The sequence below is a fragment of the Rhizobium sp. AN73 genome, assembly GCF_030757975.1.
Taxonomy (GTDB): domain Bacteria; phylum Pseudomonadota; class Alphaproteobacteria; order Rhizobiales; family Rhizobiaceae; genus Agrobacterium; species Agrobacterium arsenijevicii.
In genome coordinates, this window is record NZ_JARWME010000001.1 from 1 (window position 1) to 18,487 (window position 18,487).

General features: G+C 58.0%; 12 protein-coding genes and 3 pseudogenes. 6 read left to right on the top strand and 9 right to left on the bottom strand.

What is annotated here, in order from left to right; all coding sequences use genetic code 11:
• The first annotated feature begins 188 nt into the window (after positions 1-188).
• The 4 genes and pseudogenes from RBH10_RS00005 (at position 189) to RBH10_RS00020 (ending at position 4,179) form a co-directional block, all read left to right on the top strand.
• Positions 189-403 (top strand): annotated as a pseudogene (locus RBH10_RS00005) (hypothetical protein).
• A gap of 46 nt (positions 404-449) precedes the next feature.
• Positions 450-846: pseudogene (locus RBH10_RS00010) on the top strand (hypothetical protein); the annotation flags it as partial.
• An 806-nt stretch (positions 847-1,652) separates the two neighbouring features.
• Entirely contained in the window at positions 1,653-2,996 is a 1,344-nt protein-coding gene (locus RBH10_RS00015; RefSeq protein ID WP_281039725.1) for a hypothetical protein, read from the top strand.
• The gene (locus tag RBH10_RS00020) at positions 2,971-4,179 is read left to right on the top strand and encodes an MFS transporter (protein ID WP_281039726.1); all 1,209 of its coding nucleotides are present in this window, start codon (positions 2,971-2,973) and stop codon (positions 4,177-4,179) included. The genes RBH10_RS00015 and RBH10_RS00020 overlap by 26 nt, the downstream gene beginning before the upstream one ends.
• Before the next feature lie 151 nt (positions 4,180-4,330).
• Here RBH10_RS00020 and RBH10_RS00025 read toward each other — a convergent pair whose 3' ends face one another.
• The gene (locus RBH10_RS00025; protein ID WP_281039727.1) at positions 4,331-5,143 is read right to left on the bottom strand and encodes a nickel-binding protein; all 813 of its coding nucleotides are present in this window, start codon (positions 5,141-5,143) and stop codon (positions 4,331-4,333) included.
• Between the two features lie 242 nt (positions 5,144-5,385).
• Here RBH10_RS00025 and RBH10_RS00030 point away from each other — a divergent pair, with 242 nt between their 5' ends.
• Positions 5,386-6,450 (top strand): class I SAM-dependent methyltransferase, encoded by a 1,065-nt coding sequence (locus tag RBH10_RS00030; RefSeq protein ID WP_281039728.1) that lies wholly within the window; start codon positions 5,386-5,388, stop codon positions 6,448-6,450.
• Between the two features lie 341 nt (positions 6,451-6,791).
• Here the strand turns inward: RBH10_RS00030 and RBH10_RS00035 are convergent.
• Positions 6,792-6,941, bottom strand: a pseudogene (locus tag RBH10_RS00035) (IS630 family transposase); the annotation flags it as partial.
• 153 nt (positions 6,942-7,094) lie between these two features.
• Between RBH10_RS00035 and RBH10_RS00040 the strand changes: the two are divergent.
• Complete coding sequence (locus RBH10_RS00040) at positions 7,095-8,864, top strand: diguanylate cyclase (protein ID WP_281039729.1); 1,770 nt, start codon at positions 7,095-7,097, stop codon at positions 8,862-8,864.
• 257 nt (positions 8,865-9,121) lie between these two features.
• Here the strand turns inward: RBH10_RS00040 and RBH10_RS00045 are convergent, their stop codons facing one another.
• The 7 genes from RBH10_RS00045 to RBH10_RS00075 all read right to left on the bottom strand — a co-directional run bounded on the left by RBH10_RS00045 (position 9,122) and on the right by RBH10_RS00075 (position 18,232).
• Positions 9,122-11,518 (bottom strand): aldehyde dehydrogenase family protein, encoded by a 2,397-nt coding sequence (locus RBH10_RS00045; protein ID WP_281039730.1) that lies wholly within the window; start codon positions 11,516-11,518, stop codon positions 9,122-9,124.
• A gap of 11 nt (positions 11,519-11,529) precedes the next feature.
• Positions 11,530-12,489, bottom strand: a complete 960-nt coding sequence (deoC, locus tag RBH10_RS00050) for a deoxyribose-phosphate aldolase (RefSeq protein ID WP_281039731.1) — start codon at positions 12,487-12,489, stop codon at positions 11,530-11,532.
• A gap of 19 nt (positions 12,490-12,508) precedes the next feature.
• Positions 12,509-13,447: a ribokinase gene (rbsK, locus tag RBH10_RS00055; RefSeq protein ID WP_281039732.1), complete on the bottom strand. Its 939-nt coding sequence runs from the start codon at positions 13,445-13,447 to the stop codon at positions 12,509-12,511.
• Positions 13,448-13,609: 162 nt separating this feature from the next.
• Complete coding sequence (locus RBH10_RS00060; protein WP_306180341.1) at positions 13,610-14,608, bottom strand: ABC transporter permease; 999 nt, start codon at positions 14,606-14,608, stop codon at positions 13,610-13,612.
• A gap of 14 nt (positions 14,609-14,622) precedes the next feature.
• Positions 14,623-15,600: an ABC transporter permease gene (locus tag RBH10_RS00065; protein ID WP_281039733.1), complete on the bottom strand. Its 978-nt coding sequence runs from the start codon at positions 15,598-15,600 to the stop codon at positions 14,623-14,625.
• Between the two features lie 13 nt (positions 15,601-15,613).
• Entirely contained in the window at positions 15,614-17,113 is a 1,500-nt protein-coding gene (locus RBH10_RS00070) for a sugar ABC transporter ATP-binding protein (RefSeq protein ID WP_281039734.1), read from the bottom strand.
• A gap of 72 nt (positions 17,114-17,185) precedes the next feature.
• Positions 17,186-18,232, bottom strand: coding sequence for an autoinducer 2 ABC transporter substrate-binding protein (locus RBH10_RS00075; protein WP_281039735.1), 1,047 nt, complete (start codon positions 18,230-18,232; stop codon positions 17,186-17,188).
• Positions 18,233-18,487 lie beyond the last annotated feature (255 nt).

Sequence of the window (18,487 nt, forward strand, 5' to 3'; positions counted from 1 at the left end):
TGTACTTCGTTCAGTTACGTATTGCTAAGGTTAAACGTAACTTGGTTTGTTCCCTGAACAGCACCTATGTAATCGAATGACAGGTAAATACGGATCGTTCAGCCTATCAAAAGTTGCAAAAATGATTGACTATCGCGGCTGCGTGAGGGAGCCTCTGCGCGAAAATACGGGGAACATAACAAATCATCATGTCGCCAGAACGCTTTAATGAATGCCTGCGGGTGATCCGCTGGACGCCGATCAATATTGCCTCTGCCTTGCAATGTGAACTCTCATGGATCGAGGCGCTGGAAGCCGGCAACGATACAGTTCCCGATGGCCTCGCAACATGGAAACGCTCGCGCAAGCTCATGAAGCATTACCACCGCCATCAACCTACAGAGGAAAACGGTCGACATTCTGATGCGGCCAACAGCTGAAAACCTTCACCAACAACCGGATTACGCAATATGAAACATGCCATCGCAATTCTCGGTCTGATCACCGTCTCCAGCCCGGCCTTCGCAGCATCGTGCGAGAAAAACTTCACAGTCTCCAGGTGTGCCGATGGTCACAGCTGTCTCTTACAAATCCTTTCAGGAACTGCCGAAAGCCAAAGCACCCGCTGTCCTTCAAAAGCTCGCCCAGGCCGTCGCAGCAGAAGGTTTCTCAGGTATCCAGATCAACAAGGAACTGTCGTCAATCGATGCCCATCAGGAAACCAGCGGAAGCGGCAGGATTCAGACGCTGCGCGTTGTCGCCCGCCAGAAAGGCGCCGCTGTCCGGATCGATGCTGTTTTCAACATTCAGGCAGGACAGATCGCCGACAAGGACGTCATCCGCAAGGGTATCTGCGACATCATAAAGGCGTGTAAGGCATGGCTTAAAGACACTCCGGTCCAGCAGCACGAGCCCTCGTGCACAGGAAACCTGCTCATGTCCGCTGCTACTGAACTGGCGGCGGCAGAAGGATGTGCACGAGTGTATTCCCAAAAAATCAGCCCTGCCACGGATCGACAACGATAGCGCCGGTACCGTCGTCTGACTGTTGAAGACCTCGCGACTAAAGTCTCCACAAGCGCCCTGCCTGCCAGAGATCGAAAGCGAGAAAAAAAGACGACAGCCTCGCCGTTACGCGAACATCGCCCGGTTATTTATCGGGCGCGGTAAACCTCGCTGGATAAGCGACGGCGCGCAATAAACTCCCCGAAGGACGGGGAGAAAAAAGCCTTACTCAACCACCCAACAGGGGTGGTCTTGCCCGCCCGGCGTAGCCCCACGATCAGGACCACCGGGGTGTCTGAAAGGGCCTCCACCACCCGATTTTCAACCAGACGCTCAAACATACCCGTTTCCAATTCCTTGCCGATTGGAATTCTCAATCATGATAGTTGGAAGTCAATACCCCGCCGATTGGAAATGGAAGAGCCGAAATCAGCCATCCGTCACCCCAGATTGGCTGGACAACAACCGCAGCCACGCATGCGATAATAAACCCTGCCACACTTAGGCATGCACACCGTGTCACCACTGACTGATCATAACCCTCGATCCTCAAACCCAGGCCGACAGGAAGGTGGCCGCGTGACGGCGGATTAGCTTTTGCAGCGGAACGCAGATCAAAGTTGAAAAAAAGATTACAATTCCTGAGAATTGAAGCGGGGGGATTCGGCATGATTGAGCAGATAAGAAGGTCTTTAGGGACCGTCAAAGATTTCAAGGCGTTGGCGCAACTGGAAAAGAACGTGCGAACCCGCGTCGACTTCAATGAGGAAGTCGCGGCGGCCTTCAAGGACCGCGCTGAATTCATCGCGCGTGAAATGATCGCCGAACGGACTGGACTTGACTTGAGCGAACTCACGCCCGCCGAGGGAAAAGTCGTCCATGCCGTGAGTGAGTATCTCGCGATAAAGCGTCGCGAGGGCAGCGACGCGACGCGCACGCTCATTCAGCTTCGCAATCGGGGTCTGATTGAGTCGGCCGAAGCCGCAGTTTCGAAATCCAAGCCGACGCAAGGGTTTGAAAGACTGCGCAACGAGGATTTGGACGACCTTTCCTACGAACAGATCATTATCGATCACCCAGAGGAATTCTCGCCGCGCGCCCTTTGGTACGCGCGGCGAACCCTCGGTCTGCCGAATTTGACGGAAAAAGCGCCGGCTCGCCGGTCGACACCCGTGCAAATCCGGACTGAAGAGCTTCTAAATTGGCTTTCCGTCAGGGCGAACGAGAATGATGGCCATATCGCGCCGTTCACGAACCTTGAGGCCGCGTCCGCGCTCGGCATGACCCGGCATGGACGCGTCCAAGGCAACATCCAATCACGCATTGACTTCGCATGCTATCGTCTAGGCTTTCCTCCGCTCGGCCTGACCGCAGCGGCACCCTTTCCTGATGCCTGGCGGCAGGAGGATCGTTCCTGGACGTTCCCGCTAAAGTCGATGCAGCAAGCCGCGCGAGAATTTCGTTGGCGGACCCATCATTTCGATCGGCTGACCACTCTGACGCACTCACTATCCGGGCAAGCCCATGCTTTGTGGAAGGCCGAACTCAGAGACAATCAAACAGCCGTTCGGGCCTGGGCGGAAGGCCTGGAAAACGGGTCACGCGCCAGCACGCACTCCGGCGCGGAAGAACTCAAGAAAAGGGCAACTTCTCGCAATCCAGATTGGACACGTGAGGAGCATATCCTTGGCCTCGACTTGTATCTTCGGCTTCGTGGCACGAGCTATCCCGACGAGCATCCCGAGGTCATCAAACTATCGCAGACGCTGTTGAAACTGGCAAGCTTGCGCAAAATGAGCGGCTCGGCAACGTATCCTAGCAACGCAAATCCTAAAGCGGACTGGATCCTTTGGGCAGGGCGCACACGCGCCGCTGGATATTGTGCAACGCACAATTTTCGGAGGAATAGTCATGAATTTCGGATTTTTAGATACATATCATCCGGAAAAATTCGGTTAAAACTCTCCCAACTCAAGGAGAGACACCATGACGGACACGACATCAGAATTTGATGGATCAACGATTGGCCTGGCGGCCGCAGAAGAACCCGCATGGACCGCCGCAACCTGGTTTGCGGTTCTTTCGATGGCGGCCACCAGCTTTGCGTTGGTATCGGCCGAGTTTTTGCCAGCGGGATTGTTGACGCCCATGGCGCGCGATCTCGGCATTACAGAGGGTACGGCGGGACAGGTCGTCACCGCGACGGCCTCAGTAGGTGCTGTGACCGCGTTGCTCAGCAATGTTCTCATCGGCAAACTGAACCGCAAGACCGTGCTTGTCGGTCTCAGTGCGCTGGCGATCGGCTCCAACATTCTCGCATCAGTTGCTGCCGATTTCTGGCTATTGCTGGTCGGCCGGGCCGGACTGGGTATTGCGCTCAGCGGCTTCTGGGCACTTTCGGTTGCTGTCGTGGCGCGGTTGGTCGGCGCGAATTCGACCGGGCGCGGCATGGCTATCGTCACACTCGGCGTTTCACTCGCCACCATTGCGGCTCCATCCATGGGCGCCTTGATCAGCGGCTGGGTGGGATGGCGCATTGCCATGTCGATGACGGCGGGGCTTGCCGTCATTGCCATGCTGCTGCAGATATTCAGCCTGCCCTCGCTGCCGGCAAGTACAAGCAACAGTCTTTCCGATGTCTTCCGGCTGACGCGGCGGCGCAGCGTTCAGCTGGGGATGCTTGCCATCCTGTTGCTGATGACGGGGCATTTTGCCGGCTCGGTCTATGTGCGTCCCTTTCTCGAACAGGTGACGCTACTTGAGACCACGCCGATTGCTCTCGCCCTGCTCGGCTTTGGCGTCGCTTCCGTAATCGGCAATGTGCTGGGGGGCCGGATGGCTGACACCAGTATCCGCCTCGCACTCATCGTTACCGCCGCTCTGATGGCATTTGCGACGATCGCCCTGGTTGTCTGGGGTGTTCATACCGGTGCCGCATTTGCTCTCGTCGCCCTTTGGGGTCTTGCCTTCGGCATGGCGCCTGTGGTGCTGCCGACCAACCTTTCCCGCGGCGCACCCGACGCCCTGGAAGCGGCAGGCAGCCTGATGGTCGTTTCTTTTCAGGTGGCCATCAGTATCGGCGCGGTTTTTGGCGGCTATATCGTCGATTCCTACGGTGCCACTGCGCCGCTGGCGCTGACCGCGATCCTGGCTGCATCCACGGTCGCTCTGGCCTTGCTGCAGCGCCCCGATTGATCACGGCCTTCCCGCCTCACATCATTTGGAGGCAAGGCATCTGATTACGCGCAATTGTGCTGGCGTTGCCTACGCCAGCACACAGGTTTCCACGCTTGCCGTTATCGGCAGGCGGTTTCGTCGTGATCGCATTCGATGCGAGCACCTGGCACTAGTGCAGCCACTCGCAACGATAAGCGAGGACCGGCTCGGCAAATCCTTTCAGCCTGTACCGATCGCCATGCACGAGGACATCAGCGCTGCCATATTCCTGGAAAGTCTTGTCCGAGATCAGGATCTGATCGCTCTCAGCGGCGGCGCAAAGCCTTGCTGCCAATTGCACGGTCGTGCCGAAGAAATCATTGCTGTCCTCGATTGGCTCCCCACAATCCAGTCCAATGCGGATGTGAATGGGCTCGCCTTTGTCGCTGTTGTAACGGTGGAACTCGCGTTGGATATCAATGGCGCAGTCCACGGCGAATGGCGTGGAGGAGAACACCGCCATTATGCCATCACCCGTGTGCTTGACCTCCCGTCCTGAGCGTCGCCCCAGACAACCACGAACGAGAGCATCGTGCGCCCGGACGAGTTCTGCCGACATCCGATCGCCAAGGCGGGCCGTCATTTCGGTTGAACCGACAATGTCCGTGAAAAGGATTGCACGGTGGCCGGCGTCCATATGTTTCGAGACAGCCTCAACCGCTACCGGATCCTGTATTCGCCCGAGAAATGCTTCCACAGCCGACAGCGCGACTTCGACCACTTCACTGGCGACAAACCCGTGCGCTTCCCGATGCACGCACTGCGCGGTTGCAGCATCCGGAGCATCCATGAGGCAAAACGCAGTACCGCGCCTTTCATCAAACCAGTAAGTCAAAAACTTGACGCCATACTGATCCTGAATGTTGAGATCTTTAAGGTGTGCCGCGGCAATATCCGCCGCTGAAACTCCGGCAAGCTCGTGCCGGTCCATGAAGATAGGCATTGGTTTCCTCCCAGGAGTATATCGTTGCCTGCTCTTCCAGCCAGTTTACGACTTCCCCGAACCATCGTCTATCGCCCGTGTGGGTGACCCTGGATCGGAACGGACCACCGAAAGGGCGATAGTCGTTTGCGTGACAATTTCGAGGTATTCGGCTATGTTACATGGCCTTACGAGCATTCACTGACGCATCAATTTGCGGTCAGCCTTTGCCCGCCAACGAAGCGAATTGGGGGGGGAATGCGATGACACAGCTCGACGAAACAAAACTGAATTCTTTCATTGGCAAAATGCTGGGCGACCTCGGAGGAGCCTTCAGCGTTCCAACCGTCAGGATTGGCTTGAGGCTGGGCCTGTTCGATGCGCTGCATCGCGATGGACCGGTAACGTCCGCAGGTCTGGCCGCGGCCTCTGGCGGCCTGTCTGAGCGATATGTCAGGGAGTGGGCGCTGGCACAGGCTGCAAACGGCTACATCGACTACGACAGCGGTTCCGGGATGTTCAGTCTCTCACCCGAGCAGGCGATGGTGTTCGTCAACAAGGACAGTCCCGTCTATCTGGAAGGCGCTTTCGATCTGGTGGCCGCAATGATCGAGGGAGAGCCGAAGGTTGAGCACAGCTTCCGGACCGGCGGCGGGGTGCGGTGGGGAGACACCGCAGGTTGCCTGTTCTGCGCAACGGGCGCGTTCTTTCGCCCGGGATATGTGAACAATATCGTGCAATCGTGGCTGCCTGCCCTTCAGGGCGTGGAGGACAAACTGGTGAACGGCGCCAAGGTGGCCGATGTCGGCTGTGGCGTTGGCTTCTCGACCATTCTTATGGCCGAGGCATACCGCAACGCCAGCTTCATAGGCTACGACTTCCACGAGCCATCCATAGAAGAGGCGAACAGGCATGCCCGAAGCCATGGGGTGGACGACCGGGTGAAGTTCGTTGCGGCGACGGCCAAAGACATCAAGGATACGGATTTCGATCTCATCACCAGTTTCGACTGTCTGCATGATATGGGTGATCCGCGTGGGTGCGCGGGGCATATGTCCCGCATTCTCAAAAAGGACGGCACCTGGATGATCGTCGAGCCCATCGCGGGCGACCGTCCGGCGGACAACATGAACCCTGTCGGCCGCCTCTACTACAATGCGTCCACCATGATCTGCGTGCCGACGTCGCTTGATCAGGAAGTCGGGGAAGGATTGGGGGCGCAGGCCGGCGAAGCGAAGCTTTCCGAGGTCATCCGCTCGGGTGGCTTTACGCATGTCAGGCGAGCCTTTACCGGACCTTTCAACATGGTGCTGGAGGCGCGCGCCTAGAAACTTCCGCTGGCGGGGAACGCGCGGCGCGTCGATATTGACAACCTCGCCACCATCTGGCCGAGGGACCCTCACGCCGACAACAACCGGCGCTCGCCCATCGGCGCGTGTCTGCATTTTCCGCGCAAACCTCGCCGCAGGTTGGCCATCGTGCAAGATAGGAGCACTTGATACCGTGAAGTTACACTTCCCTTGGTGGTCTTCCGCGTGCCAGGCTATACGTCACCTTGACGCGGGCACGCGCAAGGGCAAGCCAGAAGGCTTCGTTCTCGACGCTTCCCGCAAGTCGCTTTATATCCGGCTTCAGGATATGCGTGGATGGCGTCCCATCAACCGGAACAGTCCCAACGACGCTTCAGTAGGTCGGGGCGCTCCTGCTCCATGTGCGGTCTTTTTTTGAAAGTCCAGCCGTGCTTTCGCAGCCAGACGTCAAGCGCGCTGCGGCCGATGGATGCGGCTCTCTCCTCACTCAATCGCAGAACCATCTCGTGGGGTTCCTGCTTGGCCTGCGGCGCGACAGATCATACTGACGGTTAACCGCTTGTTGACTTCCCGTTTGACGAGATGGCCTAATATAAGCAGACTCCGAAATTGGACCCGCCGCACCCGGTTGACATGCCGTGCGGCAAGTATACGGCGCCATCATGCGACTTAGTACCATCACGAACCTGGCTTATGCTGTCACCCTCGTGCTCACGACAATATCGGCGACCACATTCATTCTATCAGCGAGAAGCGCTTCTCAAGAGCGGGTGGCCATCCAGGATCACCTCGAACTGACTGATCTCGCCGAAGAACTGGCGATCATTGCGAATGAGCGCACCGAGGAGGCGCGTCTTTACGTCATGCGAGGTGACGAGCAGCATCTGGCAAAATTCTACGTTGACGAAGATCAGGAAAAGCACCTCGAAAACACTCTGGACAAACTCGCAGCACTTGGTGTTTCGCCGCAAGAGGCAGGCTCATTTCAGGACATACGAAAGAGCGCAGACGCACTGGACAAGATGGAGCGCGACGCCATCAGTTCCTATCGATCCGGCCGCCAGAACGATGCACAACAGGTCTTGTTCGGCGATGATTATTATCGACTGCAAACGGGCCTGCTGAACACCATCGCGACGCTGAGAGAAGCCATTTCGGCCCGCTCGCAGGCAATGGTTGATCAAGCTAAAGACCGAAGCGATTTCTACGGATCGATCGCCAAGGTGATGCTGGCGCTCACCGCCTTGATGTTTGTGGCCGTACTCTATTTTGTCCTCAGCAGACGCGTTGCCTTGCCCCTTATCAAAATGAGCAACATCGTCACGCGCCTTGCCCGGCAGGACTACAGTATCGATGTGCCCGACGAAGGCCGGCGTGACGAAATTGGTGAAATGAACCAGGCTATCAGGATCTTCCGCAGCAACGGGCTGGAACGGGAACGGCTTGACGCGGAACACCGCAGGAACCAGCGCATAAAGGACCTGATCCTGCAGATGATGCATCGGATTCAGGCCTGTCAGAATCAGGATGAACTGTCCGACGTCGTTTCGAAATTCATGCCGCAGATTTTCCCAGCCATTGCCGGACGCCTGCTTGTTCTCAAGGAACACAGTTCGGTTCTTCAATCGACCGGACAATGGTCCGATCCTTCGTTTTCCGCCCCGGAATTTTCGATTGACGATTGCTGGGCTCTCCGTCGTGGGCGTCCCCACGCCAGCAATCCGGGCGGAGACGACGTCGTCTGCCATCACCTTCATGGCAGTTTCGGAACAGGCCTGTGCATACCACTGACGGCATTGGGAGACACTGTCGGCTTATTATATCTGGAAATTCCGCAGAGTAACGAGACGCTGGAGTTAGAGCGGCTATATCTCGAACTCCTCGCCGAAAATATCGGCCTTGCCGTTGCAAACCTCCAGCTTCGGCAGCGGCTGGTTGGCATGGCACGGCAGGACGCCCTGACAGGTCTTCTGAACCGTCGATCTCTTGATGAAACGCTGAACAGGCATATTGAAAAGCCGCCCAATTCGCTTGCCTGCCTGATGCTCGACATCGACCATTTCAAGCGCTTCAACGACCGCTTCGGCCATGATGCCGGAGATGCGGTGATGCAATATGTCGCCAAGGTCCTTTCGGAAGCCGTCGGTGATCTGGGGGAACTGTTCCGTTTCGGCGGCGAGGAGTTCACCGTGCTCATGCCGGCTGCGGGCATTGAAGATGCCATCAAGGTTGCGGAGAAACTCCTGCACGCGGTCGAGCGCGCACCTTTCACCTACCGCGGTCGCCTGCTCGACTCGATCACCATATCCATCGGCATCGCAACTTCACCGGGCGCCGGAACCGTGAGCAGCGTCCTGGAACGGGCGGACGCTGCGCTTCTGAGCGCCAAGCAGACAGGCCGTAACAAATGGGTGTCGGCCGATGCCATATGAATGGAAACTCCCCCTAACGGGTCGCTTTCCTTTGGGTTTCCGGTTCGTCATGGCAGGACTGCCGCGCATCTACAACATCAACCTGCGGATGCGTCGGCCTCAGGGCAACCGAAATGACGTTTCCATGTTGTTGGCGAAGGATGAATGAGCAACAGCGGGTAGTTGCGGTCAAAGCGGTTGATATCACTCAAAAACCTTACGGGGGCCGCTGGCCCCCGTAAGCAGTCTTGTCAGTCGCCGGCCCCGCAAGATGCGGGTCAGGCTCCGTATGGCACCCAGATGTTCTTCACCTGGATGGCCCTGCGCAAATAGTCACGGCCCTGCGCTTGCGTACGGTCAAGCCAGTCGGGCTGACGGCCATTATTGACCCAGGTGGCCTTCAGGTTGCCCGCTGAAGCCCGCTCGACCATCGCGCTTCCGTTAGTTGAGCCGAAGTACCAGACAGCTGCAACGTCATCATGCTCGGCCAGCGTCTTTGCAAGCAGATCGCGTTCGCCGGTCACGATGTTGATGACCCCGCCGGGTACATCCGACGTATCCAGCACCTGGTAGAAATCACCCGCAATCAACGGATGTAGCGACGACGGGATCACCACAACGCGATTGCCCATGGCGATTGCCGGCAGTACCAGCGACACCAGCGACAGCAGCGGCGCCTCATCGGGGCAAACGATACCGACAATGCCCCACGGCTCGTTCATGGCAAGCGTGACGTGACGCGACTTGGTGGAGTGCACAGCGCCATCGAACTTGTCGGCCTGGGCGGCGTAATAGGAAATACGGCGCAGAGATGCGTCGAATTCGTCCTTCGCCTTCTTTTCGCTCACACCGGTGCTATCGATGATGCGGGCGACAAATCCGTCACGCCGTGCATCGAGGTTCTCTGCGAGATAATAGAGCACCTGCGCACGGTTATGGGCGGTTGCGGAACTCCAGCTGCCTGCCTTGGACGCTGCCTCCACCGCATTGCGGATGTCCTTGCGGTTGCCTATTCCGGCCATGCCTATCACGGCGTTGCCCTTGCCAGTCACCGAATAACTGTAGCCACCGTCGGGGCGGGCTTGCTTGCCGCCGATATAGTTCTTCATGGTTCGATCAAGGCCATCGATCGCCATCTTGCTGTCAGCGTTCGGCAATGCAGATGGCGTGAAGGCTTCAGCGGGCTTTGTGACCGGCAGGCTCTTTTCCCAGTCTGCCGCCAGATATTCGTAAAGCCCCTCGCGCGCACCTTCGCGACCGAAGCCACTTTCGCGGTAGCCGCCAAAACCTGCACCGGCATCGAGCATGTTGGTGCAGTTGATCCAGACCACGCCTGCCTTGACGCGGGCGGCCAGATCAAGCGCTACATTGATGTTTTCCGACCAGATGGAGGCGGCGAGGCCGTAACGGGTGTTGTTGGCCAGCGAAACAGCTTCATCCGGCGTGCGGAAGGTGGTCGCCGCGGCGATCGGGCCAAAGATTTCGACCTGGCAAACCGTCGATGCCTGATCGACTTCGGTGAAGAAGCCGGGAGCGACGTAATTGCCGGTGGCCGGCAACGGGTTGGAACTCTGCCAGAGTTCACCACCCTCTTCAACGCCCTTACGGACCAGATCCGTGATGCGTTTCACCTGAGTGGCGGAAACAATCGCGCCAACATCGGTCGACTTGTCGAGCGGATCGCCGACCCGCAGGGTTTCCAGCCGCTTTTTCAGCCGTGCATAAAATTTCTCGGCAATACCTTCCTGCACCAGCAGGCGGGAACCAGCGCAGCAGACTTCGCCCTGGTTGAACCAGATCGCGTCAACAACACCTTCAACCGCCGCATCAAGATCGGCATCCTCGAAAACGATGAATGGTGACTTGCCGCCCAGTTCCAGCGACAGCTTTTTGCCCGAACCGGCAATCTGCTCGCGAATAACGCGTCCGACCTTGGTCGAGCCGGTAAAGGCGACCTTGTCGACGCCGTCATGGCCGCAGATCGCAGCGCCTGTCGAGCCATCGCCCTGCACGATGTTGACGACGCCGGCCGGAAGGCCGACCTCGTGGCAGATTTCCGCAAAGGCGACAGCGGTCAGCGGTGTCAGGTCGGCAGGCTTCAACACCACGGTATTGCCGGCCGCAAGCGCTGGCGCGATCTTCCAGGCCAGCATCAGCAGAGGGAAATTCCAGGGGATCACCTGACCGCAAACACCGACGGGCGAGAAACCACGGAACTCGTCTTCCACCATTTCGGCCCATCCGGCGTGATGGTAAAAGTGGCGGGCGACGAGTGGAATGTCGATATCACGGGTTTCCCGAACCGGCTTGCCGTTGTCCATCGTTTCCAGAACGGAAAGGAAGCGCTCACGCTTTTGTATATGACGGGCAATGGCATAGAGGTAGCGGGCGCGCTCATGACCCGACAGCTTCGACCATTTTCCGAAGGCCGTGCGGGCGGCCTTGACCGCCTGATCCACGTCTTCCTCATTGCCGCAAACGATCTCCGCCAGCTTATCCCCGTTTGCGGGGTTTGATACGGCAATCGTCTTGCGGCCATCAGGGGAAACGAACCGGCCGTTGATATAATGACCGAACGAGCGTCCGTGAGCGTCGAGCCACTGCTTCACATCACCATTGGCTTCGGGAGAAGGTCCATATTCCATGGTTTCCAAAATGTCCTTAATGGGTCGCATTTTTTCAGTCCTTATGCGGCAGCGTGATGATGAGCGCTGGAATAGCGGCCGGTTACGAAATGTTCGAGCTGCCGCTCGATATCGCCAAGCATAGAGCTGGCGCCGATGCGGAACAGGTCTGGCTCCAACCAGCGATTGCCCAGTTCCTCCTTCATCAGCGTCAGCCATGACAGCGCGTCCTTCGCTGTCTTCAACCCGCCTGCAGGTTTGAAGCCGACCATCTGGCCAGTCAGTTCGCCGTAATCGCGCAGCGCACGCACCATGGTCAGACTAACCGGCAGAGTGGCGTTGACCTCTTCTTTGCCGGTCGAGGTTTTGATGAAGTCCGAACCCGCCTGCATCGCCACCATTGAGGCACGGTAAACATTGGTAAGCGTGTTGAGATCACCCGTCGCAAGGATAGCCTTCATATGGGCGTCGCCGCAGGCTTCACGCATCGCGGCAATCTCATCATAAAGTGCGGTCCAGTTCTGTGTCAGAACGAACTCACGGGTTATAACGATATCGATCTCTTTGGCGCCCTGCTCGACGGCGTAGCGGATTTCGGCCAGCCGCTGCGGCAGCGGCGTCAGGCCGGAAGGAAAGCCCGTCGCCACCGATGCGACCGGAATAGTCGTGCCTTCCAGCGCCTTGACGGCATGGGACACCATGGTCGGATAGACGCAGACGGCACCGGTTGTGATGCCGGCGTCCGCAAGGCCGAGTGCTTCGAGAATGTCGTCCCGGACCGGACGTCGCGCTTTCGCACACAGGCGGCGCACACGGCCGGCCGTGTCGTCGCCGGAAAGCGTTGTCAGATCGATGCAGGTAATCGCCTTGATCTGCCAGGCGACCTGATATTCCTTCTTGACCGAGCGCCGGGTGGTGATTGTTGCTGCACGCCGTTCGGAGGCACTGCGATTGACCGATACATCTTCAAACCATTCCGGTTTGAGAGCGGTGCCGTTGTTTCTGGGGAATGCTTCGCTCATTTTCTGTCCATTCTTCTGGTCAGGCTGCGGCATTGGCATGTTCGCGGCAGAATACCTCGAACTCTTCGATGCTGGCATAGGCCTTCTGTGTTCCGGGACGGGTGATGGAATGCGCCGCATAAAGCGATGCCTTCTTTAGTGAAGATACAACCTCGCCTGTTTCGGCATAAAAGCGGGCGAAGGAGCCGATAAAGGCATCGCCAGCGCCCGTGGTGTCTTTGGGCGTTACCTTGACGGGTTCGATGTTGACGATTTCATTTGACGTAATCATGCGCGCGCCACGTCCGCCCAGCGTCACGATGACGGTACGAATACCGCGTGCGATCAGTGAACGGGCAGCGGTGACGATGGCTTCGTCGGTGTCGGTCGGCAACCCCGACAGCAACGCCAGCTCGCTCTCGTTCGGAACGAGGAACGTTACCTGGCGGATGCGCTCCGGATCGAGATTGGCAGCGGCAGGCGCGGGATTGAGGATCGTCTCGATACCGTTTTGGGCCGCAAGCTCAATGGTATGGTAGACGGTCTCAACCGGCACTTCCATCTGCATGAGGATCAGACCGCACTCTCTCAGATCGGCGGCCGCCTTGTCGACTTCTGCCGGCAAGAGATCGGCATTGGCTCCCTTGACGATGAGGATGGAATTCTCGCCTGATTGCTCGACGAAAATCGGCGCGACACCACTGGACTTGCCGGCAACCTTCACCACATGGCGCGTATCCACGCCGAAGCTCTCGAGATTGCGAATGGTATTGTCGGCGAAGACATCGTCACCGACCCGGGTGACCATCATGACTTCAGCGCCAAGGCGCGCCGCAGCAACAGCCTGGTTGGCACCCTTTCCGCCGCAACCCATTTCGAAGGCGGGAGCCTCAAGGGTCTCGCCCGGTCCGGGCATACGGTTCACATAGGTGATGAGATCTACCATGTTGGAGCCTACGACCCCGATTTTCTTGCTCATGCTGACATTCCCTGGATATCCTGTTTCAAAGGGCGCTGATCCTGGCGCCGAACTGATCGGCGGCAACGCGGTCGAGATAGCCCTCCGCAGTTTGCCGCCAGAAGATGCGGGACGTCCGTAAAGTCCTGCCTGCGGAGATGAAATTCTGTCGCCTGCATGGGATCACCTGCCGGGGTTTCGCCATGCATTGATGGCAATGACGAGAATGAGGAATGCACCCCAGATGAAGTCGATAAGGTGGTTGGAGAACCGCATCATCTGGAAGCCGGAAGAGAGCAGCATGAGGGCGATCAGCGCAATGGCGATGCCGAGAACCCGCCCCTTCCCGCCGGCCGGGTTGGTGCCGCCGAGAACGGCGATCAGCACCGCCTGCAACAGATAGGACGCGCCGTAGTCGGATTTCGCCGCATTGGTGCGCCCGGACAGAATGATCCCCGCCAGCGACGCCAGAACGCCGGTCAGCATGTAGGAATAAAGCATCATGCGATCTTTGCGGATGCCCGCAAACACTGCGGCTCGCGGATTGGTCCCGATCAGCATCAGGTTGATGCCGAGCGTGGAGCGCGTCAGCAGGATTGCCACGGTGATACAGACGGCGATGAACAGCAGAAACGGCGTCGCGACACCGAAGATCTTGCCGTTACCTATCCAGTTCCATGCGTCAGGAAAGCCGACGATTGCCGGCCCGCCGGTCAGCACCAGCGCCAGCCCCATCAGGACCTGGCCTGTGCCGAGTGTCGCGAGGATCGGGGTAATGCGCAGCTTCGCCACCAAGAGGCCGTTGACCAGCCCGGCCAGCAGGCCGACCGCCATGGCCAGCACGATGCCAAGCCCGGTGTAGAACACCATGCCCGACGTGGAGGATTGCCCTGCCTGAACCATGGTGGAATGGAAATAAATGCCGGCGATGATGCCCGCCAGATTGGCAATTCCCACCACGGAAAGATCGATACCACCGGTCAGCATGGCGATCATCATGGCGATGGAGAGGATCCCCAGTTCGGGCATGATGTAGCTGATGGATCCGAAATTGTAATAATTCAGGAACTTGCCGGGGTTCATCCAGGTCATCAGGGCGAAGACGATGACGGTGATCACAAGAAGCTGAAGGATGTTGTTGTCGTTGCCGAAAAGCCGGCGCATGTCGAACGAATTTTTCATGATGCGCTCTCCCGTCACGCTATGCTTTTACGGTCGCGCCATGCCGTGATGGCAGTGGCGACGATGATGATCAGGCCGACAACGACACGCTGCCAGGTGGTGTCCACCTTCATGATGATCAGCGAGTTTTTGACCATCACCAGCATGAACACGCCCATCAATGTGCCGAGAACCGTGCCGCGTCCGCCAAAGATCGACGCACCGCCCAGAACCACGGCCGCGATCACGTCGAGTTCGAGACCGACAAAATCACGCGGGTTGGCGAGCCAGATCATCGACGAATGCAGCAGGCCCGAGAAGCCCGCCAGCGCACCGGCAACGCAATAGACAAAGAAGATCGTCGCGCCCGTATTAAAGCCAACGCGCTTGGCTGCCTCAGGAGAGCCGCCATAGGCATAAACGCTACGCCCGATCATGGTGTAGGTGAGGACGAGATGAATGACCAATGCCAGACCCAGATAGACCACGAACATCGCAGTCAGGCCGAAAGTCGAACCCGTGGCCGAGGTCAGCGAGATCACGTCGGTCTTGCCGAACTCGATCAATTCCTTTGGCATCTTGTTGATGTTGACGATGCTGGTGCCGACGAGGCCGAGAACCAGACCGCGCACCATTGAGCCGGTTCCGAGCGTCACAATCAGCGGTATCATCTTGAAACGGTGGATGATGAAACCGTTGAACGCACCGAGAGCCAGGCCGATCAGCGTTGCCGCAACGAAGGGAATGAGCACGCCGTCATAGTCGAGATAGACCATGGTCCGCACGGTCAGATACATCGCTGCAATGGCAAAGGCGGTGAACGATACGTCGATACCGCCTGAAATCATCACCAGCAGGACGCCGAGCGCCATGATGCCGATCACGACATTGGACCGTAACAGGCCGAAGATGTTGTCGAGTGACCAGAATGCCGGGTTGATGAGGCCAATGATGACCATGGCCGCAAGCAAGACGCAGGCGATAATAAATTCTGTGCTTCTGAAGAATTTCATGTTTTGCGACCCCTCAATTCAGCGTCTTGAGCCGGTCATTAACGGCGTCTTCGGTCATGCTTTCTCCCGACAGTTCGTCGACGAAACGGCCGCGGTGCATAACCAGCACGCGGTTGCAGTTCTGCACCAGTTCCGGCACATCGTCGGAAATCATCAGCACAGCCAGGCCTTCCTTTTCGGCAAGCTTGCGGATGATGTTATGGATCTGCGCCTTGGAGCCGACATCGACACCGACAGTCGGGCCATTCAGGATCAGCACTTTGGCGCCGGTCAGCAGCCAGCGGGCCAGAACCACGCGTTGTGCATTGCCGCCGGAGAGATGATTGACCGGCGTATGCGGTCCCGGCGCCACGATCTGCATGGCCGAGAACATATCGCGGATCGTCTCGTCCGCCTTTTTGCGATTGATGAAAAGACCACGGACAAATTTATCTATCGACGTCACGATGATATTGCGCTCGATCGATTGCGTCAGGAACAGGCCCTCGGTCAGGCGGTCTTCCGGCACGTAGGCGATACCGCAGGCAATACCCTCCTGAACGGTCCTTGGGTGAACCTCCCGGCCTCCCACACGCATGGAACCGGTGAAGCCGGGGCGCATGCCAAACAGCGCCAGCGCAAGTTCGGTGCGGCCCGAACCGATCAGGCCCGAAATGCCAACGATTTCGCCCGGCTTAAGCGTCAGATCGGCGTTTTCCACGGAACCCGGAACCGAGAGATTGCGCACTTCCAGTACCGGTGTATCCGCGCCCTCCTGCGGCACCCACTGATAGCTGTGGGCGGTGAGTTCCTGCCCCGTCATCGCACGGGTGATCGCCGGCTCGTCGAATTCGGCGATCGGTCCTTCGGCAACCTTCTTGCCATTGCGGAAAACTGTCAGGCGCTCGCTGATTTCGAGCATCTCACGCATCTTGTGGCTGACGAAGAGCACAGCGATGCCCTGTGCCTGAATATCACGCACGATCTTGAAGAGGGCATCGACCTCATGGCGCGTCAGCGCCGTCGTCGGCTCATCCATGATGATCAGGCGCGCATCGGCCATGACGGCGCGGGCGATCGCCACGATCTGCTTACCCGACGTCGGCAGGCTTTCGACATCCGCATCAAGATCGATGGTCACGCCGAGGCGGTCCAGCGCTTTCTTGGCCATATCGCGGACATGTCGCCAGTCGACCGTCTTGCGGCCCTCCATCAGGAAGGTATTGATCGCCAGATTCTCGGCCACCGTCAGGTTTCCGAACAGCGAAAAGTCCTGGTAGATCACCTGGATACCGTGGTGAACGGATTTTACCGGATCGAGTTTGCCAACAGGCTTCCCGTCGATCAGAATCTCGCCGTCCTCGGGCGTGTAAACCCCGGACATGATTTTGATGACGGTGGATTTACCGGAACCGTTTTCACCGGCAAGGCAATGGATTTCTCCCGGGCGAATGCTCAGCGACACGTCGTCGAGCGCCTTCACGCCGCCAAACCGCTTGCCGATATGGCGCAGCTCGATCAGATTTTCAGTCATAATGGCCTCATGCAAGGCTGGAAAACGCGGATGTAAAAGGAGAGAGGGTTGCCCCTCCCTCCGAGGTTCGGATCAGAAGTCGTACTTATCCATGTTTTCTTTGGTCACGCCGACCCAACCTGCGCCATAGAGCAGATGTGGCTTGGAGGCGTCAGGGACCAGCAGGCTTTCGTAACCGGGCAGGCCCATGTTCAGACCGGCCTTGATCTGATCGTTCTTCTTCTCGAGAACCGCGACAGCCAGCATGTTCATGGCATAACCGGCAACGGCCGGATCCCAGAACTGGATGTACTGGATGTTATCGTTCTTGATATATTCGCCGGCGACGGAAACCAGACCCGTGCCCGCGAAGAAGACCTTGCCCGACAGACCGCCCTCGGCGATCAGACGGCCAGCGCCTGCGGAGGTTGGCATCGGAGCGCCCAGAATACCGGTAATGCCCGGATAGGCGGTCATCGCTTCCTTGAGCTTGGTGTAATCGGTATTGGCGTCGTCATAGGTTTCCAGCCGCTCGGTCGCCAGCGACATGTCCGGGAAGTTGGCCTTCTGGTACTCGATGGCACCATCAACCCATTCCATCTGCGACTTGGCCGTCAGACCGCCAACGGTGGCAACATACTTGCCCTTGCCGCCCATGGATTTGCCGAGTTCCTTCATCAGGTTCGCGCCATAGGCCTTGTTGTCGAAGGCTTCGATGTCGAAGTCGACGTTCTGGATGTTGGAAGCCTCATGGCTGATGACGACAATGCCACGATCACGCGCTTTCTTGAGCACCGGCTCAACCGCTTCGACCGAGAACGGCACGATGGCGATGGCATCAACGCCCTGCGCGATGAGATTTTCGACGATCTGCACCTGGGCGGCGGCATCAGCCTGGCTCGGGCCAACCATCCAGACATCGTTGCCGGTATCACCCTTGAACTGCTCCACACCATCACGCATGCGGTCAAACCACGCGATGCCATCCACCTTCACGACGGTTGCGATCGTGTACTTCTTGCCGCTCGCCGCGGTGATCAATTCCTTGTTGACCTTCGACGTATCGACGGCGCTCTGCGCAAAGACAGCCGACGCCGAAAGCGTCGCAGCAAGCGCAATGGTTGCGAAGATTTTATTCACGGATAACTCCTCCCTTTGAAACTGCAATGTGCCACGCCTATCCCGGTCGCAGCACCCGACAATGTTCGATCCCTAACGCCGGCAATCGCTTCTCACGCGCCTGACGCCTCCTTATTCTCCCGGAAAGGCTTCCCACGCCCCGGTACATGGACCACTATGTGACCCAGAAACCTGTTGTTTTCCTCTCCCGATAATGCGAACTATTATGATACAATCCGATCATTATGTTTCGATCGTTTCATGATTGACGTTCCC